The 18,023-nt window shown below is 68.3% G+C and carries 16 protein-coding genes; 6 read left to right on the top strand and 10 right to left on the bottom strand.

Going from position 1 to position 18,023, the window contains the following annotated elements; genetic code table 11:
• Window positions 1-4 precede the first annotated feature (4 nt).
• From NKJ47_RS19470 to NKJ47_RS19480, 3 genes are all read right to left on the bottom strand, one after another.
• The gene (locus NKJ47_RS19470) at window positions 5-925 is read right to left on the bottom strand and encodes a CorA family divalent cation transporter (RefSeq protein WP_254459373.1); all 921 of its coding nucleotides are present in this window, start codon (window positions 923-925) and stop codon (window positions 5-7) included.
• Window positions 926-1,208: 283 nt separating this feature from the next.
• Window positions 1,209-2,579 (bottom strand): D-serine/D-alanine/glycine transporter, encoded by a 1,371-nt coding sequence (gene cycA / locus NKJ47_RS19475; RefSeq protein WP_254459374.1) that lies wholly within the window; start codon window positions 2,577-2,579, stop codon window positions 1,209-1,211.
• Between the two features lie 174 nt (window positions 2,580-2,753).
• A complete protein-coding gene (locus tag NKJ47_RS19480; protein ID WP_254461477.1) occupies window positions 2,754-3,629 on the bottom strand; it encodes a DMT family transporter in 876 nt (291 codons plus the stop codon).
• Window positions 3,630-3,921: 292 nt separating this feature from the next.
• Here NKJ47_RS19480 and NKJ47_RS19485 point away from each other — a divergent pair, with 292 nt between their 5' ends.
• The 3 genes from NKJ47_RS19485 (at window position 3,922) to NKJ47_RS19495 (ending at window position 6,924) form a co-directional block, all read left to right on the top strand.
• Window positions 3,922-4,620, top strand: coding sequence for a hypothetical protein (locus tag NKJ47_RS19485; RefSeq protein ID WP_254459375.1), 699 nt, complete (start codon window positions 3,922-3,924; stop codon window positions 4,618-4,620).
• 21 nt (window positions 4,621-4,641) lie between these two features.
• Window positions 4,642-5,838, top strand: a complete 1,197-nt coding sequence (locus NKJ47_RS19490; RefSeq protein ID WP_254459376.1) for a peptidoglycan-binding protein — start codon at window positions 4,642-4,644, stop codon at window positions 5,836-5,838.
• A 249-nt stretch (window positions 5,839-6,087) separates the two neighbouring features.
• A complete protein-coding gene (locus NKJ47_RS19495; RefSeq protein ID WP_254459377.1) occupies window positions 6,088-6,924 on the top strand; it encodes a class I SAM-dependent methyltransferase in 837 nt (278 codons plus the stop codon).
• 21 nt (window positions 6,925-6,945) lie between these two features.
• Here NKJ47_RS19495 and NKJ47_RS19500 read toward each other — a convergent pair whose 3' ends face one another.
• Window positions 6,946-7,854 carry a LysR family transcriptional regulator gene (locus NKJ47_RS19500; protein WP_254459378.1) on the bottom strand — a complete coding sequence of 303 codons (909 nt, stop codon included), beginning with the start codon at window positions 7,852-7,854 and terminating at the stop codon, window positions 6,946-6,948.
• 69 nt (window positions 7,855-7,923) lie between these two features.
• Between NKJ47_RS19500 and NKJ47_RS19505 the strand changes: the two genes are divergently transcribed.
• Window positions 7,924-8,757, top strand: a complete 834-nt coding sequence (locus tag NKJ47_RS19505) for an NAD(P)H-dependent oxidoreductase (protein WP_254459379.1) — start codon at window positions 7,924-7,926, stop codon at window positions 8,755-8,757.
• Between the two features lie 64 nt (window positions 8,758-8,821).
• Window positions 8,822-9,913 carry a DUF1615 domain-containing protein gene (locus NKJ47_RS19510; protein WP_254459380.1) on the top strand — a complete coding sequence of 364 codons (1,092 nt, stop codon included), beginning with the start codon at window positions 8,822-8,824 and terminating at the stop codon, window positions 9,911-9,913.
• A 26-nt stretch (window positions 9,914-9,939) separates the two neighbouring features.
• Here the strand turns inward: NKJ47_RS19510 and NKJ47_RS19515 are convergent, their stop codons facing one another.
• From NKJ47_RS19515 to NKJ47_RS19525, 3 genes are all read right to left on the bottom strand, one after another.
• The gene (locus NKJ47_RS19515) at window positions 9,940-10,272 is read right to left on the bottom strand and encodes a hypothetical protein (RefSeq protein ID WP_254459381.1); all 333 of its coding nucleotides are present in this window, start codon (window positions 10,270-10,272) and stop codon (window positions 9,940-9,942) included.
• 124 nt (window positions 10,273-10,396) lie between these two features.
• Window positions 10,397-10,735, bottom strand: a complete 339-nt coding sequence (locus NKJ47_RS19520; protein WP_254459382.1) for a DUF3817 domain-containing protein — start codon at window positions 10,733-10,735, stop codon at window positions 10,397-10,399.
• 201 nt (window positions 10,736-10,936) lie between these two features.
• Entirely contained in the window at window positions 10,937-13,024 is a 2,088-nt protein-coding gene (locus NKJ47_RS19525) for a beta-galactosidase (protein WP_254459383.1), read from the bottom strand.
• A 334-nt stretch (window positions 13,025-13,358) separates the two neighbouring features.
• Here NKJ47_RS19525 and NKJ47_RS19530 point away from each other — a divergent pair, with 334 nt between their 5' ends.
• Entirely contained in the window at window positions 13,359-14,576 is a 1,218-nt protein-coding gene (locus NKJ47_RS19530; protein WP_254459384.1) for a glycoside hydrolase family 30 beta sandwich domain-containing protein, read from the top strand.
• Between the two features lie 149 nt (window positions 14,577-14,725).
• Here the strand turns inward: NKJ47_RS19530 and NKJ47_RS19535 are convergent, their stop codons facing one another.
• From NKJ47_RS19535 to NKJ47_RS19545, 3 genes are all read right to left on the bottom strand, one after another.
• Complete coding sequence (locus NKJ47_RS19535) at window positions 14,726-15,550, bottom strand: alpha/beta fold hydrolase (RefSeq protein ID WP_254459385.1); 825 nt, start codon at window positions 15,548-15,550, stop codon at window positions 14,726-14,728.
• Between the two features lie 101 nt (window positions 15,551-15,651).
• Window positions 15,652-17,028, bottom strand: a complete 1,377-nt coding sequence (gene yjjJ, locus NKJ47_RS19540; RefSeq protein WP_254459386.1) for a type II toxin-antitoxin system HipA family toxin YjjJ — start codon at window positions 17,026-17,028, stop codon at window positions 15,652-15,654.
• Between the two features lie 294 nt (window positions 17,029-17,322).
• Window positions 17,323-17,943 carry a DUF2076 family protein gene (locus NKJ47_RS19545; RefSeq protein ID WP_254459387.1) on the bottom strand — a complete coding sequence of 207 codons (621 nt, stop codon included), beginning with the start codon at window positions 17,941-17,943 and terminating at the stop codon, window positions 17,323-17,325.
• Window positions 17,944-18,023: the final 80 nt, after the last annotated feature.

The following is an 18,023-nucleotide window of genomic DNA, read 5'->3' on the forward strand; positions in this document are numbered from 1 at the left end:
TCGCTCAGATCCAGCCGCGTCGGCGGAACCACGCCAGCGGCAGCAGCATGCTCAGCACGATCACGCCCAGCGCCCAGTAGTAGGCGTCGTGCCATTTCAGTTCGGGCATGTGCGCGAAGTTCATGCCCCAGACGCCGACCAGCACCGTTGGCGGGATGCCCACCACCGACGCCACCGCCATCACCTTCATCACGTTGTTCTGGTCGACGTTGATCATGCCCAGCACGCTGTCGAGCAGGAACTCGATGCGGTCGTTCAACTGTTGCTCGAACTCGCTCAGGGTGACCAGATCCTTGTGCAGCAGGCCGATGCGCCTGGCCGCGTCCTCGCCGAACCAGTCCGGCGCGGCGTCGTCCAGGTAGGTGGCCAGGCGCAGCAGGCCGTGGCCGGCGTTGTGCATGCCGCCCAGGCGCCGGCCCATGTCGCCGACGTCGTGCAGCATCCGCTCCAGATGCCGCGACCTGTGCCGCGCATGCGGGCGGTCGAAGGCCACCCGCGTGGTCTCGGTGATCTGCGCCTCCAGCGCTTCCAGGCGATCGGCCAGGCGCCCGACCAGTTGGTCGAGCAGGCGCAGCAGCAGGTCGTCGCTGCTGCGGCAGGGGCTGTGCTGCAGTTGCGCGGCCACCGCGTCCAGCGACCCCATCGGCTGCTCGCGCTGGGTCACCAGCACCCGCGGCGACACCGCGAAGCCGAGCGGCGCGGTCGGGCCGTCCTCGTCCTGGAAGCGCGGCACGTTGAGGAACAGCACCTCGCCCTCCACCCGCACCCGGCTGCTGAACTCGATCTCGCCGATGGCCGCGCGCGTGGGCACCGCGAAGCCCACCTTCTGGTCGACCTCGGCCAGCTCCGCCTCGCTCGGCCGGCATAGGTCCACCCAGCACACCGGCGTATCGGAGGTGCCGCCGAGGCGGTGGATGGTGATCATCGGGACGGGCTCGCGCAGGAAAGGCCGCGAGCATCCGTCAGCGCGCGCAGAGCGTCAACGACCACCGCGCGCACCGGTTCAGGCTAGGGCGTGTCATCAATCCCCGAGCATGCCGCGCCGCGATTGCGCGCGCCTGTGGCAAGGAAGCGCGAGGAAGTGGACGTGCGTCCACGCCCGAGCGATGACGCGGCCACGGGCGCGCGCAATCGCGGCCCTTCGGGTTGGGGCCTGGCAGGCGCGCTGCCAGACCCAACGCGGCATACTCGGGAATTGGTGACCCGCCCTAGGCGCTGCGGCGCTTCAACGCATAGCCCACGCCCAGCAGCAGGAACCACACCGGGCTGGCGAACAGCGCCTGGCGGGTATCGGCCTGCAGGGTCAATAGCACCAGCACGAAGGCGAAGAACGCCAGGCACACGTAGCACATCGCCACCCCGCCGGGCATCTTGAACGCGGAGGCCGCATGCAGCTGCGGGCGCTTGCGTCGATAGGCGATGTAGGCGCACAGGATCAGCGACCAGACGAACATGAACAGCACCGCGGCCAGCGTGGTGACCAGGGTGAAGGCGGTGACCAGGTTCGGGATCAGGTACATCAGCACGGTGCCGCCGAGCAGGCAGGCGCAGGAGAACAGCAGGCCGCGCGCCGGCACCGCCGCACGCGAGAGCCGGGCGAAGCCACGCGGCGCGTGCCGCTCCTCGGCCAGGCCGTAGAGCATGCGGCTGGTGGAAAAGATGCCGCTGTTGGCCGAGGAGGTGGCCGAGGTCAGCACCACGAAGTTGATCAGGCTGGCCGCGGCCGGCACGCCGGCCAGCACGAACAGCTCCACGAACGGGCTCTTGCCCGGCACCACCTCGCGCCACGGCGTCACCGCCATGATCGCGACCAGCGCCAGCACGTAGAACACCAGGATGCGCACCGGGATCGAGTTGATCGCCTTGGGCAGGTTGCGGCGCGGGTCGGCGGTCTCGGCGGCGGTGGTACCGACCAGTTCGATGCCGACGAAGGCGAACACCGCGATCTGGAACCCGGCGAAGAACCCGCCCAACCCCATCGGGAACATGCCGCCGTCGTTCCACAGGTTGGCCAACGAGGCCACGTGCCCGGACGGCGACTGGAAACCCCAGGCGACCAGGCCGGCGCCGGTGAGGATCAGCGCGCAGATCGCGATGATCTTGATCAGCGCGAACCAGAATTCCATTTCGCCGAACAGCTTCACCGTCACCAGGTTCAGCCCCAGCAGCAACAGCACGCACAGCATCGCCGGGATCCAGGGCGCCAGCGTCGGGAACCAGAACTGCGCGTAGGCGGCGATCGCGATCACGTCGGCGATGGCGGTGATGATCCAGCAGAACCAGTAGGTCCAGCCGCAGAAGAACCCGGCCCAGGGCCCCAGCAGGTCGGTGGAGAAGTCGATGAAGGACTTGTACTCCAGGTTCGACAGCAGCAGCTCGCCCATCGCGCGCATCACGAAGAACAGCATCACGCCGATGATCAGGTACACGAACAGGATCGAGGGCCCGGCCAGGCTGATGGTCTTGCCCGAGCCCATGAACAGGCCGGTGCCGATCGCCCCGCCGATCGCGATCAGCTGCAGGTGGCGGTTGGAGAGACTGCGCTGCAGGTGGTCGGGCTGGGCGGACGGATCGGTCATGGGCGCAGGCCATCGCGAGGGATTAGCCTGCAAACATAGAAGATGGCGGCAGCGTGCGCCAGCCGCGCGTGACGCGGGCGGGTCCGCGGCGGCACGGCGCGGCGCGGGCGGCGGTACCGGCGATGTCCTGATCGGCGCGCGTGCGGCGCCCCAGATCGGCCCAGGCGGCGGCACTCACACCAATTTGGTGCGCCGCCACCACCGCGTGACCTTTTCCTCGCGCACCAGGGTGAACAGGCCGGCGCCCAGGATCAGCGCGATGCCCACCGCCATCGGCCAGTCCAGGTGGTCGTGGAACAGCCAGTAGCCGAAGCCGATCGCCCACAGCATCTGGCTGTACTGGGTCGGTGCCACCGCGCTGATCGGCGCCGCCTGCGAGGCGTACATCATGAAGATCGCGGCCAGGCCGGCGAGCAGGCCGTAGCCGGCCAGCAGGATCCACTGCTGCCAGGTCGGCCAGACGAAGGTCGGCAGCATCAGCAGGCCGCCCATCAGCAGCGGGCCGAGCACGCCGGCGCCGTACAGGGTCAGGCGCTTCTCGCCGGGCCCGGCCATGCGCAGGCTGATCACCGACACCGCCCCCACCAGCCCGCAGACGATCGCCGCGACATGGCCCTGGCCCAGGTGCCGGAAGCCCGGCCGCAGCACCACCAGCACCCCGATGAAGCCGACGATCACCGCCAGCCAGCGCCGCCAGCGCACCTCCTCCTTGAGCAACAGCACCGACAGCACGGTGACGAAGATCGGCATCAGGAAGATCAGCGCGAATGCCTCGGCCATCGGCAGCAGGGTGAAGGCGGTGACCGCGGACAGGTTGCCGGCCGCGCCGGTGAACGCGCGCAGCAGCCAGATGCTGGGCCGCTGCGCCACCACCACCTCGCGCCAGCGGTCGCCCGGCTTCTTCAGGAACGGCAGCGCGGACAGCATCAGCAGCGCGCCGAAGAACACCACCTCGTAGGCCGGCAACGACCCCTCCAGCCCCTTCACGAAGGCGTCGCTGATCGAATAGGCGGCATAACAGGCAAAACCGAGCAGCACACCCTTGAGCATCATGAGCCTCTTGCGATCGAACGGCGCCCCATACCGGGCACACGGGAACTAGCGCCCATTATGCGGGGGGAACGGAAGCAGCGACCGCGCGAACCGTCCAAGACCCAACAAATTCTTAAGCAATGCGTTGCTATAAGCCTCAGCGCAACCAAGGGTGCGCCCGCGGTTGCATCCAGGGAGCGGGAGTTGCCTCCGTGTCAGGACGACGCGAACCCAAGACCGCCTCGTCGGCCTCCCTGCTGCCTTGAATCCAATCGCAACGCGTCCGTTGCATGCAGCCAGAGACCGCCCGATGCCATCACTGCCACGTTGTCTGCCTTTCCTCCTTTCGGCAAGCCTGATCGGCTGCCAGCCGTCCGCGCAAACCGCACCGGCCGACCACGCCGCCAACGGCGGCACGGACTCGCCCTCCCCTGCTCCAACAACCGACAAGGCGCCCGCTTCGCCGGCGGCGTCCCTTTCAGGGGAGGCATCCCTGCAACCCTTGCTCAAGCCGGGAGACCAGATCCTCGCCTTCAGACAGCACGACCTGACCGGCAACGGCGGGACCGATGCCGTCGCCATCGTCCGCCACGCCAATGCCGATGCATCAGGCAATATCTGCGAGCTGCTGGTCCTGCAACAGGCGAATGCGGCATGGAGCGTGGCCGACCGTAGCCCGCAAGCGGTCGACTGCCTCTACAACGATGTGGCGCGCAACGCGAAGCGCCTGGACGACAACCTGAGCCTGAAGACGCAGGAAATCGTCTACGTCAACCAGCAGACCCGCAGCAATGTCACCTACACGCTGAAATACGACTCGGCCAAGAAAGCCTGGTATCTGGCGGAAGCGAGCAGCACGGCACCTGCAGAGAATCCGCAGAGCGGCGCGATGGACGTCTTCCGCGGAACCGCCAGTTATCCGGCGGACTTCGCATGGACCCCGATCTCGCAGATCGACCCAGAAAAACTGCAGGACGCCATGGACAAGCACCGCGCCGTCGTCCAGTAATCCGATTCTAAGGAGAGAATCATGCCCCGTTTCAACGAAAGTTCGGCGCTGCTGCTCAAGACTGCGGTCGATTCGGGCATCACCTCGCCGACGGAACTGGCCAACCTGATGGGAAATGCCGCCGTCGAGACCGGTCACTTTCGCCGCATGCACGAGAACCTGGGCTATACCTCGGCCGACAGCGTGATCGCCGCGGTCTCCTCGGCCGATGACCGCTTCACCCGCAAACAGGTGGAGGACGCCGTCGCCAGCCGCGATCCGCAGCGCATTGCCACCGTGATGTACGAAAACCGCGCCGATCTCGGCAATACCGAACCCGGCGACGGCTGGCGGTTTCATGGCCGCGGCTATCTGCAGTACACCGGCCGCGACAACTACGAGCGCTACGGCCAGCGCTTCAATGTGGATCTCGCCAACAACCCGGACCTGGCGGCCGAGCCGCAAACGGCGGCCAATCTAGCGGTGGCCTACTGGCGGGATCGCGTGCCGGAGAACCTGCGCGACAACGCCCGTGCAGCGGGCCGTATCATCAATGGTGGCGACAACGGTGCCAACGAACGCGTGCAGGCCGCGAACCAATGGGCCCAGACCATCACGCCCGAACTAATCGCCGACATCCAGAGCGGCAAAATCTCGCTGCAGCAGTTGGCCAGCATGGGTGGGGATGAGCGCAACCAGCAAACCCGGGCGCTGCAGGAGCAATTGGCTGAACTGGGCTATCGCGGCGCCGACGGCAAGCCGTTGAAGCCGGATGGCGACTTCGGACGCAATACGCGCCATGCCCTGAAAGAGTTCCAGCGCGCGCATGGCCTGGATGATGATGCCGTTGTCGGACGCGACACACGGGCAGCTTTGGCCGAGGCCAAGCGCTCGCCCCTGCTCTCCGAAGCCACGCACGCCGACCATCCGTTCTTCAACGCACTGCGCGAACGCATGCCCGGCGCCACCGACGCGCAAGTCGCGCACACCCTGCAAGCGGCCAAGGCCGAGGGCATCCAGGGCCCGCAGCAACTGCAGACGGTCACGGTGCAGGACAAGGTTGCGTTCGTCGCTGGCACCACGCCAGGATTTCGCGTTCGTGTCGATCTGGACCAAACGCCGACGCTGCAGGAAAGCACTCGCCAGGTGAATGCGCAGAATCAGCAGCGCGACCAAGCATTGCAGCAGCCGGCCCCGCAACAGGAACCTGCCCAGGCACGCGGTGGCATGGCGCATTGAACGAAGCTGCCGCGCTACTCGCGCAGCGCGCGGCACCTAGGTCCCGATGAGATGTGGACCGGAGAGCAAAGCGCTTCTGCCGGATTAGCGCGTTGGGCCGGTGCCACAACCCTGCCGATGCGTTTCGCACTTAGCGACGGCAAATGCGGCGCTCGCCCGTTGCAATCATCCCCTCTCGGCACCGCGTCGGTTACGATGCGCTCCCGCATCCGAGCCCCGTGCCGCGCCCTTGGCGCCGGCAGATCCCACGTGACCCGCTATTCCGGCCCCCTGCTGACCCGTCCGCTCGCCGCCGCGCTGCTCGCCGCGCGCGATGCCGGCACCGCCACCTGGTCCGGCTCGCTCGACCTGGAGCGCAGTCAGGGGCAGGCGCTGCTTGGCACTGAACGTTGGCAGTGGCAGGGGCGCGACTACCCCTATCCGGGCAAGCTCAAGGACCGCACGCTCTACTACTGGGATGGCGAGGATTTCGAAGCGGTGTCGCGCTTCGGCGGCGCGCTGATCAAGCTGGTGCCCACCGAGTGGGGCGCGCCGACCTTCGAGATCGACGGCATCAAGATGCTGCCCAGCGCGCAGCTGTCGCCGTTCGAGGACGCGCGGCGCAAGGTGGCGCTGGTGGAACCGCGCGGCAAGCAGGTGCTCGATACCTGCGGCGGCCTCGGCTATTTCGCCGCCTGCGCGCTGGAGGCCGGCGTGGCGCGGCTGCACTCGTTCGAGAAGAACGCGGATGTGCTGTGGCTGCGCACGCTCAATCCGTGGTCGCCGGATCCGGCCGCCAGCGACGGCCGTCTGCAGCTGACCCATGGCGATGTCGGCGCCGCCATCGGCGGCATCGCCGATGCGTCGATGGATGCGATCCTGCACGACCCGCCACGCTTCGGCATCGCCGGCGAACTCTACGCGCAAACCTTCTACGACCAGCTCGCGCGGGTGCTGCGCCGCGGCGGCCGGCTATTCCACTACACCGGCAGTCCGAACAAGCTCACCAGCGGCCGCGACGTGCCGCGCGAGGTGGCCAAGCGCCTGGAGAAGGCCGGCTTCGCCGCGCAACTGGCGCTGGACGGGGTGCTGGCCACGCGCCGCTGAAGCCACGTCGCGGCCGAAACGTCAGATCGACGCCAGGAAGTGCTCGCGCAACCAGCGATGCGCCGGATCGCGGTGCACGCGCTCGTGCCAGAGCATGGCCATCTCGTAGCCGGGCAGTTCCAGCGGTGGCGCGCATACTTGCAGGCCGGGCTGCCCGCGTGCCAGCCGCTCGGGCAGCATCGCCACCAGGTCGCTACGCTGAAGCGCGGCGACGACGAACAGGAAATGCGGCACCGACAGCACCACGCGGCGCCGCAACCCACGCGCGCGCAGTGCCGCATCGGTGACGCCGCTGAAGCCGCCGCCGTCGGGCGAGACGATGACGTGGTCGAGCGTGCAGAACTGCGCCAGGCTCGGCCGCCGCCGCAATCGCGGATGGCCGGCACGGCCGACCAGGACATAGCGCTCGGCGAACAGCGTACGGCGGTGCAGGCCGGGCGGCGCGTCGGCGACGGTATGCAGGGCCAGGTCGATCTGGCCCTGTTCGGCCTGCTGCGCGATCGCCGGCGGCGCCAGCTGCAGCACCGCCAGCCGGGAGCCCGGCGCCACCCGGCGCAAGGCGGCGATCGCCGGCAGTAGCACGGTCGAGGCGCCGTAGTCGGTGGCCGCCACCTGCCACAGTGTCTGCGCCCGCGCCGGATCGAACGGCGCTTCCGGCGCCACCGCCTGCTGCAGCGCCTGCAAGGCCTCGCGCAGCGGGGCGCGCAGCGCCTCGGCGCGGGCGGTGGGACGCATCCCGCGCGGTCCCGGCAGCAGCAGCGGATCGTCCAGCGCCTCGCGCAGCTTGGCCAGATGCACGCTGACCGAAGGCTGGGACAGATGCAGGCGTGCCGCGGCGCGGGTCACGTTGTGCGTGTCGAGCAACGTGTCCAGCGTCAGCAGCAGGTTCAGGTCCAGGCGTCGCAGATCAACCATCGCAATAGCGGACATTAAGGCAATTCATTTCCACTATAGCGAACGAGGACCTAGCGTGGAGGTCCCCCCTCACCGAGCACCCGCATGAACGTCTTGCTGGTCTACGCCCATCCCGAACCCGCCTCGCTCAACGGCGCCCTCAAGCAGGTGGCGGTGCAACGCCTGCAGGACGCCGGCCACCACGTCCAGGTCTCGGATCTGTACGCAATGGACTGGAAGACCACGGTCGACGCGCAGGACAGCCTGGACGGCGCCGCGGAGGCGCGCTTCGATCCCTCGCGCGACTCCCAGCGCGCCTACGCCAGCGGCCGCCAGCGCGCGGACATCGCCGCCGAGCAGGACAAGCTGCGCTGGGCCGACGCCCTGCTGTTGCAGTTCCCGCTGTGGTGGTTCTCGATGCCGGCCATCCTCAAGGGCTGGGTGGACCGGGTGTATGCCTGCGGCTTCGCCTACGGCGTCGGCGAACACTCCGACACGCACTGGGGCGATCGCTACGGCGAAGGCACGCTGGCCGGCAAGCGCGCGATGCTGATCGTCACCGCCGGCGGCTGGGAATCGCACTACGCGCCGCGCGGCATCAACGGGCCCATCGACGACCTGCTGTTCCCGATCCAGCACGGCATCCTGCACTACCCGGGCTTCGACGTGCTGCCGCCGTTCGTGGTCTACCGCAGCGGACGCATGGATGCGGCGCGTTTCGCGCAGACCAGCGCGGCGCTGGGCGAGCGCCTGGACACCTTGTTCAGTGCTGCGCCGATCGCCTTCCGCAAGCAGAACGGCGGCGACTACGCGATTCCGGCGCTGACCCTGCGGGCCGATCTGGCCCCCGGCCGCAGCGGCGTCGGCATCCATGTCGCCGGTACGGACGCGCAACCAGCCACGACCTCCGAGCGCACCGCGGCGACGCCGGCGACGTAGCGCGGCGGCGACGCCGCACCTGTAGGATGCGGACGATCGCCATCCAGCAGGAGCCGCCTCGCCGATGCCCGCCGCCGTCTTCGTCCGCCTGCTCGCCGTGTGCAGCGCCGCCCTGCTCGGCGCCTGCGCCACGCAGGCGCCGCGCGTGCCCGAGCGCACGCCCAGCGAGGTCAAGGCCGACATCGCCCGGCGCATCCCGGCGACGGTGCCCGACCGCCGCGGCTGGGCCGACGACGTCTATGTGGCCCTGGCCTCGCAGAACCTGGGCACCAGCGCCGACAACATCTGTGCGGTACTGGCGGTGATCGAACAGGAATCGACCTACCAGACCAACCCGCCGGTGCCGGGACTGGGCAAGATCGCACGGGCGGAACTGCAAAAGCGCGCGGCCGCGCTGCATGTGCCGGCGTTCGCGCTGGAGACGGCGCTCAAGCTGCGCGGACCGGATGGCCGCAGCTATGCCGAGCGTCTGGCCGCCGCACGCACCGAACAGGATCTCAGCGCCATCTTCGAGGACATCGCCGGCAGCGTGCCGCTGGGCCAGCGCCTGTTCGGCGATCTCAACCCGGTGCACACCGCCGGGCCGATGCAGGTGAGCATCGCCTTCGCCGAAGCGCATACCGACGGCTACCCGTACCCGCTGCGCGACAGCGTGCGCCACGCGGTGTTCAGCCGCCGCGGCGGCATCTGGTTCGGCACCCGCCACCTGCTCGGCTACCCGAACGAGGCGGCGATGCTGTACCGCTTCGCCGACTTCAATGCCGGCTGGTATGCCAGCCGCAACGCCGCGTTCCAGGCGGCGCTGGCACGCGCAAGCGGCATTGCGCTTGCGCTCGATGGCGATCTGCTGACGCCCGGCGCCGACCTCGACACGCCCGGCGCCACCGAGCACGCCGCGCGCAGCCTGGGCACGCAACTGGGCATGGATGCGCGCAGGATCCGCCGCGAACTGCAGCGTGGCGGCGAGGCGGATTTCGCCGACAGCGCGCTGTATCGCCAGGTGTTCGCGCTGGCCGACCGCGATGCCGGCCGCCCGCTGCCGCGCGCCGTGCTGCCGGGCATCGCCCTGGAAAGCCCGAAGATCACCCGCAAGCTCACCACCGCCTGGTTCGCGCAACGCGTGGCCGAACGCTGGCAGCGCTGCCTGGACAAGTGATGCCGCGGTGATCCGGCGGCCGCGTGCTACGTCGGCTTGCGCAGCGCCATGACCGACCAGCCAAGGGCGACGGCCAGCGCCAGCAACACGAGACTGAGGACACCGTCCCATGCGATCGAGAACCAGTAGTGGCCAGGATCGCTCTGCAGCAGATGGATCCGTGGCGGGCCGATGCGCGATCCACCGATGTACACGCCGCTCAGCAGTGCCTTCGCCAGCAGATACAGCTTCAACACCGCGCTCGCGCCGATGGCAGCGGCCACCAGCAGCAACACCGGCCGTTGCAGACGCGCGACCAGCCGCTGCGCGCGGCTGGGGGGCGGTGCGGGCGGCGGGTGTCGTCGTTGGCGTTTGCCCATGGCTCCTCGCCTGCGCTTGGGGGCTGCATTCTAGAACGGTGGCGAAGAACGCAGCGCGCGATGGAGTACCGACGCAGCGCCTCCGCAGGCGGCGCAGTGCATCATCTGGATCGCGGCGCCTGCGCTATCGCGCCGTGCGCTGCCGTGGCGCGCCGAGCAGACCGATCCGGCGGAACCACAGTTCCAGCGGCACCGTGACCAGCGGCGGCAATGCCGCCAGCAGGCTCAACGCCCACGCCCACCAGGGCCAGCGCAACCGCAGCGCCGCGACCAGGCTGGCCACCACGTACAGCAGGAACGCCACGCCATGCAGGCGGCCGAACAGCCACACGCCCAACTCGGTGGTCTGGGTGCCGTATTTGAGCAGCATGCCGAGCAAGAGGCCGGCCCAGGTCAGGCCTTCGAACACGGCGGCAACGGCGAACAGCCGGCCCACCGGCGACAGCGGAGCAGAAGAAGACAAGGACACGCGCGACTCCAGTAAGGGAACGAGGCCGCGACGCGATGGCGGCGGCGACGCCCGCTGGCGCCTGCATTGTAGAGCGTGTCGTCGCGCTTGGTGCACAGCCGCGACGCGGTCACGTCACATGTGGGCCGCGCACAGCAATCGCACCAATCCGTCATCGCCCCGTCGGCGGTGCGCCGCAGCGCACCGCGGCAGTGCTCAGCGGCGCTGTTCCAGCACCGCCACGTCGTCGGGCGCCAGTTGCACCGTATCGCCGCTCGGCGCCGGTCCCAGCAGCGACCGCATCGCTGCCGGCAGCCGCACGGCGTGCGCGGCGGTGCCGTGGTTGATCAGCAGCACGATGCGACGCGCGCCATCGCTGCGCACGCCCACTTCCACATCCTCCGGCACGTCGGCCAGCGGCGCCTGCACCCCGGCGTCGCGCAACCAGTCGCCGGTGAGGCGATCCAGCGTCGCATCGTCGAACCAGCCGCCGACATAGCTGATGCGGCCCTTGCCGACGCGCCGGGTCAACAGCGCCGGCGCGCCATCCAGCCAGCCATTGGCCGTGCCGTACCGCAGCGGCGCGGTGGTGTCGGCGGCGGTGGCCTGCAACTGCTCGGCCCAGATTCTGGCGCTGCCGTCTGCGCCCGTGCCGACCAGCGGGATCGGCTTGTCCAGCGCATAGAACTGCTCCACGCGACCACCAAGCAACGCCGCCAGCGGACCGGGCTGGCGCTGCGGGTGCAGGCCGTTGTCGATGTTCTTCATGCCGCTGCGCGGCCCCAGCACCAGATGCCCACCGTGTTCGACGTAGGCCTTCAACCGCTGCGCCTGCGCCTCGGTCAGCACGTTCAGCGCCGGCGCCACCACCAGCTTGTAGCGCTCCAGCGGCGCCATCGCCGAGACCACGTCGACCACCTGCGCCTGCTGCCGCAGCGGACGGTAGAAGCTCTTCATCTGCACGACCGGATCGAAGTCGGCGGCGTGCTTCTGGAAACCGATCGCCCAGCGGCTGTCGAAGTCGTTGATCAGCGCCACTTGCGCCTGCGGCATGGTGCCGGCAAGGGCCGGCCCGGCCTTGGCGAACTCCGCACCGACCTGCTGGATCTCCGCATACACCGGCACCGGCTCGCCATCGGCGCCGACCAGGGTGCCGTGGTATTCCTCCTGCCCGTTGGGCGCTGCACGCCACTGCCAGTACGACACCGCATCGGCGCCATGCGCCACCGCCTGCCACGCCATCGCCCGCACCTGGCCCTTGCGCAGCGCCACGTTGGTCGCGCGCCAGTTGACGAAGCCCGGCTGGGTCTCCATCACCCAGTAGTTGCGCTGCTTGTAGCCGCGGGTCAGATCGTGGCGGGCGGCGTTGTCCACCCAGTCGTAGCGTTCGCCGGCGACGTAGTCGTCCCAGGCGGCGATGTCGAGCACGCCGTGCACGGTGTAGGCGTCGAAGCCGGCGAACCAGCCCATGGTGTTGGTGGTGATGAACTGGCGTGGATCGGCATGCGGGCGGATCGCATCGATCTGGTTGCGCGAGTAGTCGGTCCAGGTGTCGCTGACGAAGCGCTTCCACTCCAGCAACAGGGCCGGATTCTCCTCGTCCTCGCGCACCGGGATCTGCGCGAAATCGTTATACGTCTGGCTCCAGTACGCCGTGGCCCAGCGCTGGTTGAGGGCGTCGATACTGCCGTACTTGCGCTGCAGCCAGGCATGGAACTGCGCCTTGGCCTCGGGATCGAACGAAGCCTGCGCGTACTCGTTGTCCAGTTGCCAGCCGACCACATGCGGGTTGTGCCCGTAGCGCTGCGCCATCTGCTCGGCGATGGCGTGGGCGAAACGGCGATAGCGGGCGCTGGCGAAGGAGAACTGCTGGCGGTTGCCGTGCTCGTCGCGCACGCCATCCTGGCTGACCCGCAGGGTGTCCGGATAGGCCTGAGTCAACCAGGCCGGCGGCGCCGCGGTCGGCGTGCCCAGCACTACCACCATCCCATGGCGCGCGGCGGCGGCGATGGCGCGGTCCATCCAGGCGAAGTCGTACTGCCCCTCGCGCGGCTCCATCCGGCTCCAGGCGAATTCGCCGATCCGCACCACGCGCACGTGCGCCGCCTGCATCAGCGCCAGATCGTGCTCCCACTGCGCTTCCGGCCACTGCTCCGGATACCAGGCCACGCCCAGCAGCAGGGGCGCCGCGTCGCGATAGCGGGTGGCCTGCGCCTGTGCCAACGACGGCAGGCAGAGCGCGATCAGCAGGATCGCGGCGAACAGCGCAACGCCGCAGCGTTGCGGAAAACGGAACAGTGGCATGCGCAACATCCTTCGCAACAGGAAATGCCGGCACACCCCCTGCGTGCTGCCGGCGTGTGCATTGTGCGCAGCTTTGTCCTGTGTGCACTTGTGCATCTTGCGGCGTTTGCGCGCGCAACTGCGCACAATCCGCACCCCGCACCTCATCGCGTAACGCAGGATGCGCCAACGCTGCAGCGCGTCATCCAGCAAGGCCCATGCCTCCATGTGGACTGAGGACAGCGTTGCGCTCGCGTTGCGCCACCGGTCTCACTTGGACGCTTTGGACGATCGCGACATTGAAATGGTCACCTGCGCTGGCTAGCGTCACGCCTCCCCCACCCCTGGAGACACCATGAAGACCCCTCGTTTGCTCGGCACCTTGCTCGCCGCGGCCGCCACGCTGTTCTCGGCCGGCGGCGCCTCGGCGCAGACCGTCACCGTCAATCCGTCCGAAGTCCACCAGACCATCCAGGGCTTCGGCGGCATGAACGGCGCCGGCTGGATCGCCGACCTCACCCCGGCCCAGGTCGATCTGGCGTTCGGCAGCGACACGGGGCAGATCGGTCTGTCGATCATGCGCCTGCGCATCGATCCGTCCAGTTCCGGCTGGAGCCAGCAGGTGCCGTCGGCGGTACGCGCCCGCGCGCACGGCGCGGTGCTGCTGGCCACGCCGTGGTCGGCACCGGCCTACATGAAGTCGAACAACAACCTCAACAATGGCGGCAAGCTGCTGCCGCAGTACTACGACGCCTACGCCAAGCACCTGCTGGACTTCACCGCCTACATGGACAGCAAGGGCGCGCCGATCTACGCCCTGTCGCTGCAGAACGAGCCGGACTGGCATCCGGACTACGAGTCGGGCGACTGGAACGGCACCGACTTCCTCAACTTCATCAGCGCGCAGGGCGCGAAGTTCGGCAAGTTCAAGCTGCTCGCCGCCGAGTCGCTGGGCTTCAACCCGGCATTGACCGACCCGGTGCTCAACAGCAGCGCCGCCCAGTACCTGTCGATCATCGGCGGGCACCTGTATGGCGTGCAGCCCAAGGACTACCCGCTGGCGCGCAGCAAGGGCAAGCAGTTGTGGATGACCGAGCACTACACCGACAACACGGATGGCAATGCCTGGCCGTCCGCGCTCGGCGTGGCCAGCGAACTGCACAACAGCATGCTCGCCAACTACAGCGGCTACATCTGGTGGTACATCCGCCGCAGCTACGGGCTGATCGCCGAGAACGGCACGGTGAGCAAGCGTGGTTATGTGATGTCGCAATACGCGCGTTTCGTGCGCCCGGGCTCGGTGCGCATCAGTGCCACCGCCGCGCCGTATAGCGACGTCGCAGTCAGCGCCTACAAGACCCCGAGCGGCAAGCTGGCTCTGGTCGTGGTCAATACCGGCACCCAGCATCGGCAGATCACCGTGCGCGTTCCCGCCGGCAGCGCCACCGCGTTCACCAAGTACAGCACCTCGTCCAGCCTCAACGTCGGCTACGGCGGCAAGTACAGCGTCGCCTCGGGCCAGACCGTGGTCTACGTCGACCCGCAGAGCGTGGCCACGCTGGTCGGCGAGTGACCTGCGTGATGGCGTAAGTAGACCAGATCGACCCGCGGCAGCCGAGTGGTGCCGCGGGTCTGTTTCTTACAGGCTTGCTTCTCGCGTCGGTGCGGTGCCGCGCCTTGCACGGCGGCACCGCGGTACGCCGCCGATACTGGGACTCGCGGTCAGCCCAACTTGGCCAGGAATGCCAGCAAGGCCTTATTGAACTCCTCGGCATGGCTGGTGTTGCAGCCGTGCGGCGCATCCTTCAGCAACACGACGTCGCTGCCGGCGATGGCGCGGTGGGTGCGCTGGCCAGAGCCCTCGTACGGCACCGTGGCGTCGGAATCGCCGTGCAGCACCAGGGTCGGCACGTCGACCTTCTTGAGATCCTCGCGGAAATCGGTGGTGCCGAACGCCTGCATGCAGCCCAGCGCCGCGGTCTGGTCACTCTGCAGGCAGAGCGCGATCGCCTCCTGGCGCTGCGCCTCGCTCACCTTCAGCGTGCCGTGCGCGCTGAAGAAGCCCCGGGTAAAGTCGTCGAAGAAGGTCTCGCGCGAGGCCTTCAGGCCCTGCTCCATCTCCTGCGCCTGTTCCTTGCTCAGCGGCCCTTCCGGGTTGTCGTCGGTCTTGAGCATGTAGGGCGGCACCGCGGAGGCGAACACCACGCCGGCCAGCTTGTCGGTGCCATGCCTCGCCACGTAGCGCGCCACCTCGCCGCCGCCCATCGAGAAGCCCACCAGCACCGCATCGCGCAGCTGCTTGTCCTCGAGGATGCCGGCCAGGTCGTCGGCCAGGGTGTCGTACTCGTAGCCGTCGGCCGGCTTCTCGGAACGGCCGAAGCCGCGGCGGTCGTAGGCGATGACCCGGTAGCCGGCCTGTTGCAGCGGGCCGACCTGGTCCTTCCAGGCCTCGGCCGACAACGGCCAGCCGTGGATCAGGATCACCGGACGACCGGCACCGCCGGTATCTTCGACATGCAGGCGGACGCGCGCGCTGGTTGCAGCCATGGGCAGGACCTCGTGGTAGGGAGTCGCGGCAGCTTCCCTTGCCGCATGTCCTGCCCGCGTGATTGCCATGTGTCGGGTCGTTTAACGCGATGCGAAAGCGCTCAACCGATCCGCGACACGGCGCGCGTCAACTGGGCCAGGGCGTCCCGCGCGATGCTGTGGAATGCCGCGGACATGTGCGCGTCCTCGCTGACGCGCTCCCAGAACTGCACCGCCATGCCGGCCGCCGCGCGCCAGTCGTCGCGCTGATCCGGCGTCGGCAACGGCAGCGCATAGGCGCGCTCCACTACCTCGCCGCTGGCCGCGGGCCGGAACGCCATCGGCAGCATGTCGTAGACGGGGGCCAACGGCAGCGGCAAGGTATCGCCCAGGATCAGGCCAGCGTTACCCAGGTGCATATCGTTATTGCCGATCAATGCACCGAACCAACCGCACACGCGCAGGCGCTGCGCATCCGCGTGACTCAGCCAGCCCTCGCGCTGCAGTTGCGGCGCGAACAGCCACCAGTCGATGCGCCCATGGCCGAAGTAGGCCGCGTCCACTGGTGCCAAGGACACGAAGCCATGCCGCCCCAATGCGGGCGTGCGGTCGAACCGCGTCGACTGCAGGAACACGCGACCGTCGCTTTCGAGCAATTCGCTCTCTGCGGCGGCGATGCCATGCGCACGCAGGATATCGCCGGCCAGATGTTCGCAACGCAACAACTCACTCCAACGCTGCGCGGCCGGGGTCCCGGCGCGCTCGCTGAACTTGACGATGACTGGCGTGTAGCCGCCCTCCGCCTGCAGCGTTGCAGTGAACTTGGGTTGCTCGCCGCCGGCCGACGAACCCACCGCCTCGCCCAGCAAGGCGTGCTCGGCACGCTGCGGATACAGACGACGCCGCTCCGCCTGCGGTATCACGTCAACTGGCTGCAGCGCCGCCTGCTGTGCGCGCTGCAATGCAAACTCGCCCAGCACCAGATCGCCGGGTTGATCGTCGCCATGCCGCAACAGAGCCAGCACCACATCGTCAGGCTGCCAACGCTGCAAATCCTGCGGTGCACCGATGTCCTCGGCCACGCGCCTCGCGAAAGCCCGGCCGAGGAAGCCCTGCGGACGCTGGTCGTCCAGGAACCACGGAAGCCCTGGAAACAGTCCATTGGCGAAGTCGCCATGGATCAGCGCCGGGCACGTGACCTGTGGAACGAACAGGTAGCCATCACCGTGCATGGCGTGCAGATGGCCGAGCGTTTCGGCACGACCGTGCGGATCGATGCGGAACAATGGCCAACGATGACCTGCACGGCCAAGTGACCGGGTGAGCGCATAGCGTGTCGCCCGGGCTTTGCCGATCCGCAGCACCTGCTCGCCAGCGCTGGCTAACAGGCGCGATACCGTCGGCTGACTGATCTCCAGCACTTCGCCGATGCGGGCGGCCGTCACCGCCTTTTCGCTGCGCAAGAGGGCGATAAGATCGCGTAGCCGGTCATCACTCATACCGACATTGAATAGATTTAAGAATATATAGTCAAGCCAGCAAACTGCTGAAGGTACTTGCTTCTGCGGTCAAGGCAAGCGTGTTGGCTCGAATCAAAGTGCAATTCTTGAATAGATAAAGAATTGATTTTCGCATTATCGGCAGCTGGCGCCAGACTGCGATCTGCTCCGCAGATCGCAGTCTGGCGCCAGCTGCCTATAGATGTCAACCCATTGAAATACAAGTAAAAAAGCATCTGTCGGTCAGATGAGCTTGCACACCGAGGACGACAAGCACTGCAGGCCGGTTGCGCCTTAAACCCAGTTGTCGTTGCCGAAGTCGCCGTCGTCCTGGAAGTCCTGGCCGATGTCCTGCTGCGGCGTGTCGTCGTAGTAGTTGTTGTTGGTGATGTTCTCGACCACCGTTTCCTGCGGCGCGCCGCCGCCGAACAGGCCACCGCCATGGTGGCCGCCCAGCAGGCTTTCCACACCCTCGAACAGGAACATGCCGCCGGCCACGCCGGCGGCCGTGGTGGCCGCGGTGCTGAGGAAGCTGGGGCCACCCGCGGCAGCCGGTGCCGGCGCCGCAGCGGCCGCAGCCCCGCCACCGAACCAGCGCTCGCGCCAGCCGGGTGCACTCGTGGCGGCGGGAGGCGCCGGCGGCAACGGCGGCGGCGCCGCATTGAAGCCCTGGCCCAGGAAGCTGGCAGGCGGCGGTGGCGGCGCGGCCTGCTGCAACTGCGCGATCTGTGCCTTGGCGGCCTCCAGCGCGTGCTCCAGCAGCAAGGTGCGCTGCACCAGCAGATACACGGCATCGGGTTGATCGGCCAGGCGCGCATGGATCAGCGCGTCGGCCTGCGGATCTTTGGCCACCCCGCCGGCGCTGCGCAGGCGCGCCAGGAAGTCTTCGAGAAGCTGCTGTTCTTGCGGAGTCATACCCGTACCTGGATGCGATGACCGGCCCAGTGCCGGCACGGCACGGTATGGGCATCGTCGTGGCGGCGCCAAGGGCATGC

This window comes from Xanthomonas sacchari, assembly GCF_024266585.1.
Taxonomy (GTDB): domain Bacteria; phylum Pseudomonadota; class Gammaproteobacteria; order Xanthomonadales; family Xanthomonadaceae; genus Xanthomonas_A; species Xanthomonas_A sacchari_C.